Annotated in this window: 14 protein-coding genes; 5 read left to right on the top strand and 9 right to left on the bottom strand. The window is 62.1% G+C overall.

What is annotated here, in order from left to right:
• Nucleotides 1-46 precede the first annotated feature (46 nt).
• Genes HF257_RS24475 through HF257_RS24460 form a run of 4 tightly spaced genes read right to left on the bottom strand, consistent with a single transcriptional unit; the run spans nucleotide 47 to nucleotide 3,569 of the window.
• On the bottom strand, nucleotides 47-865 hold the full coding sequence (locus tag HF257_RS24475; RefSeq protein ID WP_185710691.1) for a sugar phosphate isomerase/epimerase family protein: 819 nt from the start codon (nucleotides 863-865) through the stop codon (nucleotides 47-49).
• Between the two features lies 1 nt (nucleotide 866).
• On the bottom strand, nucleotides 867-2,066 hold the full coding sequence (locus tag HF257_RS24470) for an NAD(P)/FAD-dependent oxidoreductase (RefSeq protein ID WP_185710690.1): 1,200 nt from the start codon (nucleotides 2,064-2,066) through the stop codon (nucleotides 867-869).
• A 2-nt stretch (nucleotides 2,067-2,068) separates the two neighbouring features.
• A complete protein-coding gene (locus HF257_RS24465) occupies nucleotides 2,069-2,389 on the bottom strand; it encodes a MocE family 2Fe-2S type ferredoxin (protein ID WP_185710689.1) in 321 nt (106 codons plus the stop codon).
• A gap of 58 nt (nucleotides 2,390-2,447) precedes the next feature.
• Nucleotides 2,448-3,569: a fatty acid desaturase family protein gene (locus HF257_RS24460; protein ID WP_185710688.1), complete on the bottom strand. Its 1,122-nt coding sequence runs from the start codon at nucleotides 3,567-3,569 to the stop codon at nucleotides 2,448-2,450.
• Between the two features lie 161 nt (nucleotides 3,570-3,730).
• Between HF257_RS24460 and HF257_RS24455 the strand changes: the two genes are divergently transcribed.
• Entirely contained in the window at nucleotides 3,731-4,774 is a 1,044-nt protein-coding gene (locus HF257_RS24455) for a LacI family DNA-binding transcriptional regulator (RefSeq protein ID WP_185710687.1), read from the top strand.
• Here the strand turns inward: HF257_RS24455 and rtcA are convergent.
• The 3 genes from rtcA to HF257_RS24440 are packed head-to-tail and all read right to left on the bottom strand — an operon-like array spanning nucleotide 4,771 to nucleotide 7,824.
• Nucleotides 4,771-5,784, bottom strand: a complete 1,014-nt coding sequence (rtcA, locus tag HF257_RS24450; RefSeq protein WP_185710686.1) for an RNA 3'-terminal phosphate cyclase — start codon at nucleotides 5,782-5,784, stop codon at nucleotides 4,771-4,773. The genes HF257_RS24455 and rtcA overlap by 4 nt on opposite strands.
• An 11-nt stretch (nucleotides 5,785-5,795) precedes the next feature.
• Nucleotides 5,796-6,584 (bottom strand): nucleotidyltransferase domain-containing protein, encoded by a 789-nt coding sequence (locus tag HF257_RS24445; RefSeq protein WP_185710685.1) that lies wholly within the window; start codon nucleotides 6,582-6,584, stop codon nucleotides 5,796-5,798.
• A gap of 13 nt (nucleotides 6,585-6,597) precedes the next feature.
• On the bottom strand, nucleotides 6,598-7,824 hold the full coding sequence (locus HF257_RS24440) for an RtcB family protein (RefSeq protein ID WP_185710684.1): 1,227 nt from the start codon (nucleotides 7,822-7,824) through the stop codon (nucleotides 6,598-6,600).
• A 214-nt stretch (nucleotides 7,825-8,038) separates the two neighbouring features.
• Here HF257_RS24440 and rtcR point away from each other — a divergent pair, with 214 nt between their 5' ends.
• Complete coding sequence (rtcR, locus tag HF257_RS24435; protein WP_185710683.1) at nucleotides 8,039-9,619, top strand: RNA repair transcriptional activator RtcR; 1,581 nt, start codon at nucleotides 8,039-8,041, stop codon at nucleotides 9,617-9,619.
• Here the strand turns inward: rtcR and HF257_RS24430 are convergent.
• The gene (locus tag HF257_RS24430) at nucleotides 9,616-11,571 is read right to left on the bottom strand and encodes a sigma-54 interaction domain-containing protein (protein ID WP_185710682.1); all 1,956 of its coding nucleotides are present in this window, start codon (nucleotides 11,569-11,571) and stop codon (nucleotides 9,616-9,618) included. The genes rtcR and HF257_RS24430 overlap by 4 nt on opposite strands.
• Nucleotides 11,572-11,756: 185 nt before the next feature.
• On the opposite strand from HF257_RS24430, the gene HF257_RS24425 reads away from it, so the two are divergent.
• From HF257_RS24425 to HF257_RS24415, 3 genes are read left to right on the top strand one after another with little or no spacing between them, the layout of a single operon-like run.
• On the top strand, nucleotides 11,757-12,761 hold the full coding sequence (locus HF257_RS24425; protein ID WP_185710681.1) for a Gfo/Idh/MocA family oxidoreductase: 1,005 nt from the start codon (nucleotides 11,757-11,759) through the stop codon (nucleotides 12,759-12,761).
• Nucleotides 12,758-13,537 carry a TIM barrel protein gene (locus tag HF257_RS24420; RefSeq protein WP_185710680.1) on the top strand — a complete coding sequence of 260 codons (780 nt, stop codon included), beginning with the start codon at nucleotides 12,758-12,760 and terminating at the stop codon, nucleotides 13,535-13,537. Before HF257_RS24425 ends, HF257_RS24420 begins: the two co-directional genes overlap by 4 nt.
• A 19-nt stretch (nucleotides 13,538-13,556) precedes the next feature.
• Nucleotides 13,557-14,483, top strand: a complete 927-nt coding sequence (locus HF257_RS24415; protein ID WP_185710679.1) for a sugar ABC transporter substrate-binding protein — start codon at nucleotides 13,557-13,559, stop codon at nucleotides 14,481-14,483.
• A gap of 123 nt (nucleotides 14,484-14,606) precedes the next feature.
• Here the strand turns inward: HF257_RS24415 and yghU are convergent, their stop codons facing one another.
• On the bottom strand, nucleotides 14,607-15,440 hold the full coding sequence (yghU, locus tag HF257_RS24410) for a glutathione-dependent disulfide-bond oxidoreductase (RefSeq protein ID WP_185710678.1): 834 nt from the start codon (nucleotides 15,438-15,440) through the stop codon (nucleotides 14,607-14,609).

The raw sequence follows: 15,440 nt of genomic DNA, 5'->3' as shown, positions 1-15,440 counted from the left end.
GAACGTCCAGGCTAATGGCGAGATTTAACCCGCGCAGATTAGCAGATCATTTCTGACAATTTCGCCACACCTCGCGAATCAACGCCTGCAGTTGTAGCGCCTCGGACCAGCGATCACTGAGCTCGCGCCCGTCTGCGCCGGTGATCGCGTAAGGCGGCGGGCCCAGTTCGCAGGTGAAGGACAGGCTGTGCGACGCGTCTGGGCGAGCCAGCCAGTCTTCGATCCCGTAGCGCCACCACTCGGTAAACCGCTGTACCCAGGCTTGATGCTGGGGAAAACCCAGCGCGACCTGTACCTGCTCGCTACTGGCCACGCGGCCGTGAAAGCCCCAGCTGTGGCGCAGAATCGTACGGATCTGCTCGTCATCCTCAACCGCACCGGGCTCGGGGAGTTCGCGCCCGACCACGTAGTGGGACAGGTCGGCCAGCAGCTTCAAATCCGGCATTTGCGCCAGCAGGTCGAGGGTGAACAGCAGGTCGTTGGTCAGTCGATATCGATGGGTTTCCAGCAGCACCGGAAAGTCCACTTGCTCGGCCAACCGCTGCCAGCCTTCGACCAACCGCGCGGCCTCGGTCTGGGTACGCGGGCGCACATCGGCCTGCAAGGTGAGGTGGTGGCAACCATACCGGCTGATCACATCCAGCGCGGCCGCCAGGTCGTCAACCGATTGCGGAAACAACTGGCCTTCGATCTGCAAGCCCCGGGCGCTGGCGGCGGCATGCAGGTGGGCGACCTCGGCGGGCTTCCAATAATGGTCGGTGATGCCGTCGAAGCCGGCGGCTTTGATACGGTCCAACTGAGCCTCCAACGGACCGGGCTCGGTTTGCATGGCCCACAGGGATTGGAACACCAGGAATTGGCGCATTTCAGCCTCGCAGCAGGTGTTTGAGGGACAGTTCGGGGTCGGCCAGGCCGGTCGGATTCAACGGGATACGCGCTGCGATCAAGCGCTCACACAGCTTGATGTCCTTGGCCACGCTGTTGCCGGGCGCCCAGCCGCAGGCACCTTGCAAATGCTGCTCGGCGTCGAGGTAGAACAGCAGCAGGCCGCCGCCGGGCAGTGCACGGGTGACCACAGAGGGGCTCATCACACCTACGGTCAGCAAGCCCCAGTGATACTGGTCGGACCAGAAACCGGGAAGCGCTTCGAACAGAATCTCACGCCCCAGCAAGTTCAACGCGGCGTGCCGCCCCTGGGCTTCGGCATTGCGCCAAGTCTCTTGGCGTTGATAGCGCCCGCCCAGGCGAAACTCGCACACATCGCCTGCCGCATAGATATTCGGGGCGCTGGTACGCAGATAGTCATCGACGCGAATGCCCTGCCCCACTTCCAGCCCAGCCGCCGTGGCCAGTTCGATATTGGGCTGCATGCCGATGCCCACCACCACCAGGTCGCAGGGCAGTAACTGCCCATCCACCCATTGCACGCTGTCGGCCTGGATGGATTCCAGGGCCACATTCAAACGCACGTCCACACCTTGTTCACGATGCAATTCCAACAGCGCCTGGGAGATAACCGGCGGCAGCACACGGCCCGCCAAGCGTGGCCCGGCTTCCAGCACCGTGACCTCACAGCCCAGGCCACGTGCGGTCGCCGCTACTTCCAGGCCGATAAAACCGCCACCGACCACCACGAGCCGGGTGCCGGGGTTCAGCACACTGCGCAGGGCCAGCGCTTCATCGTGGGTGCGCAGGTACAGCACGTTGGCCTGCACCTGGGGCAAACGCCGCGCCCGCCCGCCAGTGGCCAGTAGCAAGCCGGCGTAGGGCAGCCATTGGCCGTCGGCCAGTTGCAGACGGTGTTGCTGGGGTTGCAATTGAGTAACGGGGTTACCGGCGATATGTTCGATGCCCAGTTCGGCCAGCTGGTCGCTGTCGCACAGGCTACAGCCGGCCAGGTCCGTCGTGCCTTGCAAAAGCCCTTTGGACAGCGGTGGCCGCTCATAGGGCAGGTGCGGCTCGTCGCCGATCAGGATCAGGCGCCCGGTGTAGCCTTCTTCGCGCAGGGTCAGCGCTGCACGGCCGCCGGCATGCCCGGCGCCCACGATGATCAGGGGTGCGTTCATCATCAGGCCGTGACGGCGAGCAGCACTCGCCCCGATTCGACCCGTACCGGGTAGGTCTTGAGGTTGACGCACACCGGCGCGCCCATGGCCTTGCCGGTGCGGTAATCGAAGCGGCCGTTGTGCTTGGGGCACTCGATCACGTGGTCCATTACCAGGCCGTCGGCGAGGTGGATTTTCTCGTGGGTGCACAGGCCAGCGGTGGCAAAAAATTCATTCTCGGCCGAGCGGTACACCGCGTAGGTGTGCGGGCCGTGGTCGAAGCGCAGTACGTCTTCTTCGTCTATTTCGCCCACGGCGCAGACGTCGATCCATTGATCGTTCATAAAGGTTCCTTGTAGTGAGCGGGCTTGTCCCGCGCTGGGGTGCGCAGCAGCCCCTGGATCAGCTGTCGAGATGGGTCTGAAAGAACGCAGTGGCCTCATTGGGGCTGCTGCGCCCCCCAGCGCGAGCAAGCTCGCTCACTACAGGGGTTGGGCGTTGGACGAAATAGGTGGGGTCGCTGCGCTGGCGCCAGACCGTCGGCAAAATCTCCTTGTAGGCCTCGAAGAGATTGGCGTACGGCGGCGGGCAGTCGTTGCGGATTTCTTCGTGCAACTGGGCCAGGGCGTGGTACGGCACCATCGGGTACATGTGGTGTTCGAGGTGGTAGTTCATGTCCATGTAGATAAAGCGCAGCACGCGGTTCATGTAGATGGTGCGGCAGTTGCTGCGGTGGTCCAGCACATCCTCGGCCAGGCCCACATGCTGGGTGAGGCCGAACAGGTAACCGAGCCAGGCGCCGTAGAGACTTGGCAAGCCCACCAACATCAAGGGCAGCCAGCTGTGCAGGTACAACGCAGTGCCGATGACCACGGCATAAATGCCCACCCAGATACGCGCCGCACGGAACACTTTGGGCCATTCGGATTCAGGGATGAAATCCGCTTCCTGGGCACTCATCTTGCCGATTGCATGCCGCGCCACGCCGCTGAAGGTTTTCCAGGCCAGGGGCAGATTGAACAGGCTCAGAAACATCATCAAGAAGCTCGGCGGACGCGGCTCGACGATCTCCGGGTCGCGACCGACGACGATGGTGTCGGTGTGGTGCCGTGCATGGCTCCAGCGCCATACATGGGGTTCGAAGATGCACATGAAGCTGGCGACCTGGTACAGCACGTCGTTCATCCAGCGGGTCTTGAACGCGGTGCCGTGGCCGGTCTCGTGCCAGCGCGGGTTGGACGCGGTGCCGTAGAGCACGCCATAGGCGATAAAGAACGGCACGCAAGCCCAAGAGCCCCAGAACCAGTAGCCGCCAAAGCCCGTGGCGAACAATGCGGCAAACCAGATAGCGGTATCGCGCAGCGCCGGACCGTCGCGGCGCTGCATCAGTTCTTTCATGCGTTTGCGCGAAATCGGCGATTGGTACCAACTGGCTGATACCAGGCCTTTTTCGGCAGCGCGGGCGGCTTCGGGGCCGGTAAGGCTGTAGTCGCGCCGGGCGGTGTGAGCGGTGTGTTCAGGCATTGTTATTGTTCTCCGCAAGCGTGGGTTTCTGGTGCTTTGCGAAACCAACGATAGAGAACCGGTTATTCACCCTCAAGGCCTTGAATCCATTCCCTATCAAGCTATCATCCAGGCCCAACGGGGCTTGATAGTTTTCTATCAAGACGCATAAAGGGCCTGCCATGAACAACAATAAACGCCCAACCATCGCCACCGTGGCCGCCCAGGCGGGCCTCAGTGTGGCCACCGTCGACCGCGTGTTGAATGCACGTGCGCCGGTCAATCCGCAGACTGCCGAGCAAGTATTCCAGGCCGCTGAGGCCGTGGGATATTTTGCCGCCCGGCTGATCGGCCAACGCATTCGCGAACGTCGCCCCACCTACCGCTTCGGCATCCTGTTGCTGGCCACTGCCCAGGCGTTTTACGCCAGCCTGGCGCAGGCAATCAGCGATGCCGCTGCACTGCACGCTGGCGCCAACCTGACCTGCCAGTTTGAGTACATCGTGGATCGCACCCCCAGTGCCATCGTCGCGCAGATCGAACAACTCGCCGTGCAGTGCGATGGCCTCGCCGTCGTCAGCTTTGCCCACCCACTGATCAACGCCACCCTCAAGCAGATCCGTGAAGCCGGCGTGCCGGTGGTGGCGTTGCTCTCAGATATTCATGAACACGCCGCCGAACCCTACGTGGGCCAGGACAACCATGTGGTCGGGCGCACCATGGGTTGGTTGCTCGCCCGCACCTGCGGTGCACGCAAAGGCAGCGTGGGAATCTTGCTGGGCGGCCATCGCTTTCTCGGCCACCAGGCCCGGGTCGAAGGTTTGCACAGCTACCTTGCCGAGCATGCACCTGGGCTCAAGCCACTTGAGCCGCTGATCAACCTCGACAACAGCGACATCACCGAGGAAGCCACCCTCGACCTGATCACCCGCCACAACGACCTGCGCGGGTTGTGTGTGGTGGGCGGCGGCGGCGACGGCATCATCAATGCCCTGGCCCAGCTACCCAAACGCCCGGCGCTGTGCTGCATCCTGCAGGAGTCCACCGCACTGTCGCGTGATGCACTTCGCCAGGGGTTGATTGATGTGGTGATGGATTCGCAGCCGCGCCAAACGGCCAAGGCGTTGATCGAGTTGCTGGTGGAGCTGCAGGACGGTGAGGCGTTCGATCCGGTGCGGCACCGGGTGCACATACCGCCGCAGATCGTCACGTCGGAGAATCTCTAAAGCGCCCGGCACTCCACCTTCAACCCGCCCTCTTCCAACACTTGGCTTTCAATCGCTACCGGCAAAAAGCGTTGGATGACTTGCATGTTGCTGTGCAAGTGGTCGCTCATATGCGGCGTGGTGAAACGCCCACCGCCCGCCAATGCCATCGGCAACAGCAACTGATCCGCCAGGTGCTCACCTACCGCTGTGTCCGTGCAGCGCCACTCCATGGCCTGGTCGATGGCCTGGTCTGCAACTTTTTCGGCCCGCACCTCTGTCATGCCAAAGGCGCTGAACACCTCGGTGACTTGTTCGTGGACGTACTCCAGCATCAGCATATTGCCCGGGCCTTGTTGCGGGTCGATCTCTGTCCAGAGCAATTGCGTATCGTCGAATGCCAAGCGCTGTCCCACACGCTTGAGTTCGCGTTCACCGACCTGGGCGGGTAACCCAGCGCTCAGCGCGATGGCGCGTGACGCCAGCAACTTTCCGCGCTGCATCAGGTGCAGCGGCTTCAGTTCGGACGGCTGGATGAATGCCTCCAGCTCGCCACCGCCCGCAGGAGAAAACCCATAGCGGATCAAGCTCAGCTCAATGCGCGCCCCCATGCGGCGCAACAACGGCAGCCAGGCCTGCTGCAGGAAGTCCACCGGCGGCGCCAACGGGTTGTGGGTGCCGCCGCAGATCGTCACACGACTGGCCGTCGGCGCGTGCAACAGTGCCGGCAGCAGCGTTTGCAGGACCAGGGTGCAACTGCCCGCCGTGCCGATGGCGAAGCGGTAGTCACCGCCGCGAATCGGGCCAGGCTCAAACCGCAATGTCTGCGAACCCAACTCGGCCCCCTCCACCTTGGCGCCACACACCTCGGCCGCCGCCAGCACCGCGGTCAGGTGCTGGCGCATCAACCCCGGCCGGCTGCGCTTGGCGCGGATATTCTTGATGTGCAAGGCCTGCCCAGTGACCATCGCCAGGCTCAAGCCGCTGCGCAGTACCTGGCCGCCACCGATGGCGCCGTCGAGTTCAATCATTGTGCATATCCTTAAGCAAAGCGTTTAACCGTGTCGCGCAGATAGTGGTCGAGTTGCAGTGAGTCTTGCTGCGTGCGTGGCAATACCGGCACTGTGCGTTCCAGTTCACGCTGGATATACGCATGCAGCGCTGGACGCCGTGGCCCGTACGCCGCCTCACCGGCATTGCGTTTCAACACCAGCAAGCTCGCGACTTCGTCCAACAGTTGCGCGTCATCCACCGTACTCAGCAAGTCGGCGAAGGTCATCGGCGGGCGACCCAAGCCCAGGTCGATCCACCGCACCGCGAGCAACGGCCGCAGTACGTAGAAGTACTTCTTGAAGCGCACCGAGTCACCTTGCAGGTAGCCGCGAAAGTTTTTCTTGGCCATCGACAAGTAATGATTGCGTGCAGCCGGCGGGCTATAGAACGCCTCGGCCAAGCCACGCAGTTGCGCCGTGGCCTCAGCGTTCTGGCGATACACCAGCGGCGAATCCAACCACTCCAGCAACGTAGGATTGGATTTGCGCAGCAGGCCCAAGGTCTTGCGCAGCTCCCAGCCGCTTATGTCCAACTCGTCATCCAGCGGGCGCTCGATCACGTCCCGTGGCGCGTCTACCTGCAAGAACCAATCAGGCTTCTCCACGTAGACGAAGCGCACATCGTAGTCACTGTCGGTGGAGGCAAAGCCCCAGGCCCGGCTGCCGGACTCACAGGCGTACAACACCGTGACATTGCGCTCGCGCTCTATGCGTGCAAGCTCCAGCAACACCCGCGTACGCATGGCGTCGCTCAATGGGTGGCGTTCTTCCTTTTGCATCTTGGATCCCCTTTTAACCTTTGACGCACACCACCTGACGCAAGGTGTGCAGTACTTCTACCAGCTCACGCTGGGCATGCATGACGAGGTCGATGTCCTTGTAGGCCATCGGGATTTCATCGATCACATCCGCGTCCTTGCGGCATTCCACATGGGCGGTGGCGCGGATCTGGTCTTCTACGGTAAAGGTGTTCTTGGCCTTGGTGCGGCTCATGGTGCGCCCGGCGCCGTGGCTGCAAGAGCAAAACGACTCTTCGTTACCCAGGCCGCGCACAATGAAGCTCTTGGCGCCCATGGACCCCGGAATAATCCCCAACTCGCCCTTCTTCGCCGACACGGCCCCCTTACGCGTGACCAGAACGTCCTCACCAAAATGCCGCTCTTTCTGCACATAGTTGTGATGGCAGTTCACCGCCTCCAATGCGACCTCAAACGGCTTGCTGATCACCTTGCGTGTGGCCTGTACCACCGCTTTCATCATCAGTTCACGGTTCTGCCGCGCAAAATCCTGGGCCCAGCCCACCGCTTCCACGTAGTCATCGAAGTGCTGGCTGCCCTCTTCGAAATACGCCAGGTCACGGTCCGGCAGGTTAGCCAGGTGCTGACGCATGTCCGCCTGGGCCAACTGGATAAACAGGTTGCCGATAGCGTTTCCGACGCCACGAGAACCGCTGTGCAACATGAACCAGACCCGGTTGGCTTCATCCAGGCACACCTCGACAAAGTGGTTGCCGGTGCCCAGCGTGCCCAAGTGCTGGCGGTGGTTGCTGCGCTCCAGTTGCGGGTATTTGTCGGTGATCGCCTTGAAACGCGGATTCAGCGCCGACCACACCTGGTCGGCCTGGGCTGGTACGTTTTCCCAAGCGCCTTTGTCACGACCGTTGCGGCTGCGAGTGCGACCATGGGGCACGGCGGCCTCGATGGCGCAGCGCAGGCCATGGAGGTTGTCGGGCAAGTCGCTGGCCATCAGCGTGGTGCGCGCGGCGATCATGCCGCAGCCGATGTCCACACCCACCGCCGCCGGGATGATCGCACCCACGGTGGGGATCACGCTGCCGATGGTCGAGCCCTTGCCCAAATGCACATCCGGCATCACTGCGAGGTGTTTGAAGATAAACGGCATCTGCGCGGTGTTCATCAGTTGCTGGCGGGCTTCAGGTTCTACGGGTACGCCTTGAGTCCAGAGTTTGATTGGCTTGCCGTTGGCCACTTCCAGCAGTTGGTAGGTTTTCTCTTGCATGATCTCGATTCTTTTTTTGAAAGCCGTCGTTGCGGCGTTGGCTGGGATATAGCAGCGGTCGTGCCAGCTTCCACTAAAGCCCACTTAAAAATATCCATCTAATTGTTTTATATACATATTTTAATTTTATTCAGCTTCAAGAGCTTAAAACCAATGACAAGCCCACCACCCTATTCATATCCTTACATATCGTTACTTATATTTTGGTCTAGCCATGAAACACAAGCGCACGGTCACCATCGGGTTTATTGGCTCCAAGCTGGATCGCGTCGGCAAGGGTGCCAACCGCTGGAACCATTGGCGGCCCAGCGTCGGCCTGTGCCAGCAGGATGACTTGCAGATTGATCGCCTGGAGCTGATCCACGACATCGACGCCCGCGACGTCAGCATCGCCGAACGGATACGTGCCGATATCCAGCAGGTCTCGCCGCACACCGACGTCCGCCTGCACCCCATGCCGCTGAACAATCCGTGGGATTTCGAAGAGGTCTACGGCGCGCTGCACGACTTTACGGCCGCCTACTCCTTCGACACCGAACGCGAGGACTACCTGGTCCATATCACCACCGGCACCCACGTGGCGCAGATCTGCTGGTTCCTGCTCACCGAGGCGCGCAATCTGCCGGCGCGATTGATCCAGACCTCTCCCAGCCGGCGCCGCGACGAGCATGAGCTCGCCACCGGCACCCACACCCTGATCGACCTCGACCTGTCGCGCTACGACCGCATCGCTTCACGCTTTAGCCACCAGCGCCTGGAAGGCCTGGCCTTCCTCAAGTCGGGAATCGCCACTCGCAACAGCGCCTTCAATAGCTCCATCGAACAAATTGAGCGAGTGGCCGTGCGCTCCACCGCGCCGATGCTGTTGATCGGCCCCACGGGCGCGGGCAAATCGTTCCTCGCCCGACGCATCTTTGAGCTCAAGCGCAGCCGCCATCAGGTGCAGGGTCGTTTTGTCGAAGTGAACTGCGCCACCTTGCGCGGCGACGGCGCGATGTCGGCGTTGTTCGGGCATATCAAGGGCGCCTTCACCGGTGCGCAAAACGCCCGGGACGGCCTGCTGCGCGCGGCAGATGGCGGCATGTTGTTCCTGGATGAAATCGGCGAACTGGGCCTGGATGAACAGGCAATGCTGCTCAAGGCCATCGAAGAAAAACGCTTCTATCCCATGGGCGCCGACCGCGAAGTGGCCAGCGATTTTTTGATCATCGCCGGCACCCACCGCGACCTGCGCGGGCGCGTGGCCGAAGGGCTGTTCCGCGAAGACCTGTATGCCCGCATCAACCTATGGACCTTTGACCTGCCTGGCCTGGCGGGACGCCGCGAGGACATCGAGCCAAACATCGATTTCGAACTGGAGCGCCACGCCCGCGAACAAGGCCGCCGTGTGCGCTTCAACCTGGAAGCGCGGCGCCGCTATCTGGCGTTTGCCTGCTCCAGCGAAGCGGCGTGGCTGGGCAACTTTCGTGAGCTGTCAGCGTCAATCACGCGCATGGCGACGCTGGCCGACAGCGGGCGCATCGACGAAGCCCAGGTTGAGGAAGAAATCCTGCGACTGCGCTACGCCTGGGGGCTGTCCGAACCCCTCACCCTGCTGCCCACCGACCTCGACCTGTTTGACCAGTTGCAACTCAAGGCGGTAATCGATGTGTGCTTGCAGTGCGACAGCCTGTCCGAAGCTGGCCGGCGTTTATTCGGCGTAACTCGCCAGGCCAAGGCCCAGCCGAACGATGCGGATCGACTGCGCAAATACCTGGCGCGCTTTGGGGTTGACTGGAAACAGTTGAAACCCTAGCGAAAATCCCCTGCAACAAGGCCAAACCGATTCATCTTGTTATAGAGGCCGCCTCGGGACACGTTCAGTTGGCGGGCGGCCAACCGGATATTGCCGCCAGTGCCTTGCAGCGCAGCGACGATGGCGTTCATTTCGTGACTACTCAAGTCCTGGACCGGTTGCGGCTCGTGCAGGCGTGCCGGTGAGCGTTGCCGGGCTTCCAGCGGCAGATCCACCGCCTGGATCAACTCACCCATCGCCAGGTTGGTCGCCCGCTCGATGCTGTTTTCCAACTCACGCACATTGCCGGGCCAGCCATAGGCCGACAGCAACGCCAGCGCATCCGGCGAAAAACCTTGCACCGATTTACGCAGCGAGCGCGCGCATCGCGTGAGGAAGTGCCGCGCCAGCAACGGGATATCTTCGCGACGCATGCGCAGCGGTGGCACGGTCAAGTTCAGCACGTTGAGGCGGTAGTAAAGGTCTTCGCGAAACGCCCCCTCAGCCACCGCCTGGCTCAGGTTGCGGTGAGTGGCGGCGATGATGCGCACATTCACTTGCCGCGAGCTTTTTGCGCCGACACGGGTCACTTCACCCTCCTGCAATACCCGCAGCAGGCTGACTTGGGCGTCGAAGGACATGTCGCCAATTTCATCCAGGAAGATGGTGCCCCCATCCGCCAGTTCGAACTTGCCTGCCGACCCGCCACGGGCAGCGCCGGTGAAGGCGCCTTCGACGTGGCCGAACAGCTCGCTTTGCACCAGGTCCCGTGGGATCGCACCGCAGTTCACTGCCACAAACGGGCCCTTGTGCCGGTCGCTGCCATTGTGGATCGCCTGGGCGAACAATTCTTTGCCGGTGCCGCTTTCACCGAGGATCAAAGTGGTGGAGTCGCTGCGGCTGGCAATACGCCCCAAGTGCAGCGCGTCCTGAATCGCCCGCGAACTGCCCTGGATGGTGTCGAAGGTGTAGCTGGCCTGGGTGCCGATGATGCGCCGGGTGATTTCGCGGATGCGGCGGTTTTCGCGCAGAGACACGATCACCCCGCCCTGCTCCAGCGGGCACACCGACACCAGGCAGGCGAGTTGGCTGCGGTCGTGCAGGTGAAAGGTGCAATCGAGATCGCGCACCGGTTCACCCAGCACGTCGCTCAACTCGCTGCGCCCCAGGCGCTTGAACGGGCTGCCGATCAGTTCCAGGCCCACTCCGAACAACTGCCGCGCATAGCGATTGAGCGCCTTGATGCAGCCGCGCTCATCCAGTACCACCAGGCCTTCATTGAGCACTTCGAGCACGGTTTGCTGCTCTTCCAGCAGCCCTTGCAGCGCCATCTGGCGTGACACCGCGTCGGCCGCTGCTTGCACGGTGCCGAGGGTATGGAAATGAAACCAGCCGGGTTCGGCGGTCAGGGTCAGCATGGCCAGCGTGTCGCCCTGGGCATTCTTGATCGGCGCGGCGGCGCAATGCATGCGGCGTTGGCGCAGGCCACTGCCGAAGTTTTCTTCGGCAAGCACGTACACCAAGTGGTCCTCGGCCAGGGCCAGGCCGGTGCAGTTGGTGCCTTGCACGGACTCCAGCAGGCGACTGCCCACCGGAGTGATATCCAACCCGCAAAAGTACAGGGTGGTGCCATCGGCATCGGTGAGATTGATATGGCCACGCGGGTTATAGGCCAGCAGGCCATGCATGACCTGTGCGGCGGCGGCGATCAGCACGCGATGAGTAGCCAGGGTAGCGGCCAGGGTTTCGGGGGCGGCAAAACGGTACGCGTTGTCCGCAGGATCAATACCGGCCTCGACACTGCGCCGCCACGAATCCCAGATCACTTGGCGCACCGCCAGCGGGCGCTCGACCTGGCCGGCCAGACAATCGCGCCACGCCCGCTCCAGCGCGATAACCGGGCCGTCGTTCAACGCGGCAGGCCCCAAGCTCGTGAGGTAATCGAGGTCTTGCACGCTGAACGTCATGCTCATTGAAGGCTACTCATGTTCATGTTTTTGACATGTCAGTATAGGCATGTCATTGAAATGAACACTTTTTGTTTAAATATTCTTATAAAGCTTTAAATATCAATTACTTGTTAATTGGCACAGCCCTTGCTCATACCCCTTTGCCCATCAGGAGCGTCCTGAGGCCAACAATAAAAAGGGGTTATTTCATGAGTACACAGAACATCCGCCTGGGTTTGATCGGCGCCGGTCGCATGGGCAGCTTCCACGGCTTGACCGCCGCACGGCATATCCCCGGTGCCAGCCTGGTGGCGATTGCCGACCCCACGCCAGGCCAAGCCGCCCGCCTCGCCGCTGAATTGGGCGTGGACAAGGCTTACACCGACCCACAGCAACTGCTCGACGACCCGGACATCGACGGCGTCATCATCGCCGCCCCCGCCCGCAGCCACGCCGAGTTGGTGATCAGCGCAGCCCGTGCCGGCAAAGGAATCTTCTGCGAAAAACCGATGGCCATCACCCTGGATGAAGCCGACCGCGCCATCGCCGCAGCAGCCGATGCCCGCGTGCCGCTGCAGGTTGGCTTCAACCGGCGTTTTGCCAAGAGCTTTCGCACCGCGCATCTGGATGTCGCCGCCGGCCGTATCGGCACGCCGCAGTTGCTGCGCTCGTTGACCCGCGACCCGGCGCTGAACAATCCCGCCGCATCGCCGCAGTGGGTGATCTTCCTCGAAACCCTGATTCACGACTTCGACACCCTGCGCTACCTCAACCCCGGTGCCGAAGCGGTGCAGGTGTACGTGATGGCCGACGCGCTGATCGCCCCGGCGTACAAGAGCAAAGGTTTCCTCGACACCGCTGTGGTCGCGATCCGCTTCGACAACGGCGCCATTGCCACTGCCGAGGCCAACTTCCAGGCCGTGTATGGCTACGACGTGCGCGGCGAAGTGTTCGGCAGCGAAGGCATGCTGAGCATGGGCAGCCTCAACGATTCGGACCTGGTGCGCTACCTGGCCCAAGGCATCCAGGCCGACACCCAGCGCCTGGACACCGACCTGTTGCGTGACGCCTACATCGCCGAACTTAACCACTTCGCCGATTGCCTGCGCACGGGCGCCAAGCCGATGGCCAGTGGTGAAGACGCCCGCGCTGCCCTGGCGATTGCCCGTGCGTGCATCGAGTCGTTCCAGCAAGGTAAGGCGGTGGCCGTATGAGCCCGTTCAAACTGGCGATCAGCGCCGAGATGGTTTTTCTCGACCTGCCGTTCATTGAGCGGGTCAAGCGCATTCATGAGTTGGGCTTCAGCGCCGAAATCTGGAGCTGGACCGACAAGGACATCAATGCCCTGGCCGCCACCGGCGCCGACTTCACCTCAATGACCGGCTACATCAGCGGAAACCTCACCGACCCGAATGGCATCCGCCAGTTGCTCGACAGCGCTCGCGAATCCATCGGCATCGCCGAGCAACTCAACTGCCCCAGCCTCAACCTGCATGGCACCGGCCTGGGCGAAGGCGGCCTGCCGGTGCAACCCGTGAGCCAGATCACCGGGCGCATGTGGCTGAGCGCCTGCAAGACCCTGGAAAAAATCGCCCGCCTGGGGGAAGACGCTGGCCGCGTGTTCCTATTGGAAAACCTCAACACCGAGGTTGACCACCCCGGCACCCCGTTCGCCCGCGCCGACGATACCCTGGCGTTGATCGAAGCGGTGGGCAGCCCGCATTTGAAGATGAACCTGGACCTGTACCACGCGCAGATCGGCGAAGGTAACTTGATCGAGCTGATCCAGCGCGCAGGCAGCGCCATCGGCGAAATCCAGGTGGCCGACGTGCCAGGCCGCAAGGAGCCCGGCACCGGCGAAATCCACTACCCGGCCATCGCCAGGGCCCTGCATGCCATGGGCTACAACGGCGTGGTCGGCCTCGAAGGCTGGGCCAGCGGCGACAGCGAGTTGGCCCTGGAGCGATTCCGTCAAGCGTTCACCCTATAACAATAAAAGGAACCCCCTTATGAACCGCTATGCATTGATTGTTGCCTCGCTGTTACTGCTGTTCAGCCCATGGTCGTTCGCCGATTACCGCATTGGCGTGAGCATTGCCCGGGTTGACGATAACTTCATGACCTACGTGCGCAACGGCCTGGACACCGCCGCCAAGCAACAAGGCGTGCAGATCCAGTTCGAAGATGCGCAAGGTGATGTGGTGCGCCAACTCAACCAGGTCGAAGGCTTTCTGAATCAAAAAGTGGATGCGGTGATTGTGCTGCCGGTGGACACCTCCGCCACTGCCAACATCACCCGCGCCGCCGTGGCGGCCAAGACGCCGCTGGTGTACGTCAACCGCCACCCGGACGAACGCACCCTGCCCAAGGGCGTGGTCACCGTAGCCTCCAACGACATCGAGGCCGGGCAACTGCAGATGCGCTTCCTCGCGCAGAAACTCGGCGGCAAAGGCACTGTGGCGATCATCATGGGCGACCTTGCGCAGAACGCCACCCACGACCGTACCGAGGGCGCCAAGCAAGTGCTCAAGGACTTCCCCGGCATCAAGGTCGTCGAGCAGCAAAGCGCCGAATGGCAGCGCAACAAGGGCATGGACCTGACCAGCAACTGGCTGCTGGCCGGCACGCAGTTTGATGGGATTGTCGCCAACAACGATGAAATGGCGATTGGCGCAGGGATGGCGCTGCAACAGGCGGGCAAGGCCAAGGGCGAAGTGGCGATTGTCGGCATCGATGGCTTGCCGGACGGGTTGGCGGCGGTCAAGCGTGGGCTGTTGGCGGCGTCGGTGTTCCAGGACCCCAAGGCCCAAGCGGCCAAGGCGGTGGAGTCGGCGATCAAGATGATCAAGGGTGAGCCGATCGAGGCCGAGGTGTGGGTGCCGTTTGAACTGATCAAGCCAGAGCAGGTGGCAATGTTCGAGCAGCGCTATAAGTAGGCTTGAGAACACGGATCTAAATGTGGGAGCGGGCTTGCTCGCGAAAGCGGTGGATCAGTCAATATTTTCAGTGACTGACACACTGTCTTCGCGAGCAAGCCCGCTCCCACATTTTTTACCGCGTCAGTCCAGATCGCTGGCGTCGTGGCGCTCGGCTAGTTGCTCGTGAGGCTCACCGGAAACACGGTTCACCCTGCGCCCGCGCTGCACGGCCGGGCGCGCTTCAATCGCGTCCGCCCAACGCAGCACATGCTTGTATTCATGCACCGACAAAAACTCTGCCGCGCCATACAAGCGGCCTTTGACCAGGCCACCGTACCAAGGCCAGATGGCGATATCGGCGATGGTGTACTCATCTCCCGCGATGTATTCGCTTACGGCCAAACGCTGGTCCAGCACGTCGAGCTGACGCTTGGTTTCCATGGCAAAGCGGTTGATCGCGTATTCCATCTTGCTCGGCGCATACGCATAGAAATGCCCAAAGCCACCGCCCAGGTACGGCGCGCTGCCCATCTGCCAGAACAGCCACGACAAACATTCCGCACGGGCCGCCGGTTCAGTGGGGAAGAATGCGCCGAACTTTTCCGCCAGGTACTGCAGGATCGCGCCCGACTCAAACACGCGGATGGGTGTGGCGCCGCTGCGGTCCAGCAGTGCAGGAATCTTGGAGTTCGGGTTCACGCCGACAAAGCCGCTGCCGAACTGGTCGCCGTCGCCGATCTTGATCAGCCAGGCGTCGTATTCCGCACCGCTGTGCCCCAGGGCCAGCAGTTCTTCCAACAGGATCGTGACTTTCTGCCCGTTGGGCGTGGCCAGGGAATACAGCTGCAACGGGTGCTTGCCCACGGGCAGCTCTTTTTCGTGGGTCGCGCCGGCGATGGGCCGGTTGATGCTGGCGAAGGTGCCGCCGTTTTCGGTGTCCCAGGTCCAGACTTTCGGGGGTACATAGTCGGTCAT

It is taken from the genome of Pseudomonas cremoris (genome assembly GCF_014230465.1).
The sequence above is the reverse complement of the archived record's forward strand: the minus strand, read 5'-3'. Positions and strand labels throughout refer to the sequence as shown.

Excerpts from the sequence above, each read along its gene's own strand:
- HF257_RS24440 (WP_185710684.1), bottom strand. The coding sequence starts at position 7,824 with ATGCAAGAGAAAACCTACCAACTGCTGGAAGTGGCCAACGGCAAGCCA.
- rtcA (WP_185710686.1), bottom strand. The coding sequence starts at position 5,784 with ATGATTGAACTCGACGGCGCCATCGGTGGCGGCCAGGTACTGCGCAGC.
- yghU (WP_185710678.1), bottom strand. The coding sequence starts at position 15,440 with ATGACCGACTATGTACCCCCGAAAGTCTGGACCTGGGACACCGAAAAC.
- HF257_RS24475 (WP_185710691.1), bottom strand. The coding sequence starts at position 865 with ATGCGCCAATTCCTGGTGTTCCAATCCCTGTGGGCCATGCAAACCGAG.
- HF257_RS24415 (WP_185710679.1), top strand. The coding sequence starts at position 13,557 with ATGAACCGCTATGCATTGATTGTTGCCTCGCTGTTACTGCTGTTCAGC.
- HF257_RS24430 (WP_185710682.1), bottom strand. The coding sequence starts at position 11,571 with ATGAGCATGACGTTCAGCGTGCAAGACCTCGATTACCTCACGAGCTTG.
- HF257_RS24425 (WP_185710681.1), top strand. The coding sequence starts at position 11,757 with ATGAGTACACAGAACATCCGCCTGGGTTTGATCGGCGCCGGTCGCATG.
- HF257_RS24445 (WP_185710685.1), bottom strand. The coding sequence starts at position 6,584 with ATGCAAAAGGAAGAACGCCACCCATTGAGCGACGCCATGCGTACGCGG.
- rtcR (WP_185710683.1), top strand. The coding sequence starts at position 8,039 with ATGAAACACAAGCGCACGGTCACCATCGGGTTTATTGGCTCCAAGCTG.
- HF257_RS24465 (WP_185710689.1), bottom strand. The coding sequence starts at position 2,389 with ATGAACGATCAATGGATCGACGTCTGCGCCGTGGGCGAAATAGACGAA.
- HF257_RS24420 (WP_185710680.1), top strand. The coding sequence starts at position 12,758 with ATGAGCCCGTTCAAACTGGCGATCAGCGCCGAGATGGTTTTTCTCGAC.
- HF257_RS24460 (WP_185710688.1), bottom strand. The coding sequence starts at position 3,569 with ATGCCTGAACACACCGCTCACACCGCCCGGCGCGACTACAGCCTTACC.
- HF257_RS24470 (WP_185710690.1), bottom strand. The coding sequence starts at position 2,066 with ATGAACGCACCCCTGATCATCGTGGGCGCCGGGCATGCCGGCGGCCGT.
- HF257_RS24455 (WP_185710687.1), top strand. The coding sequence starts at position 3,731 with ATGAACAACAATAAACGCCCAACCATCGCCACCGTGGCCGCCCAGGCG.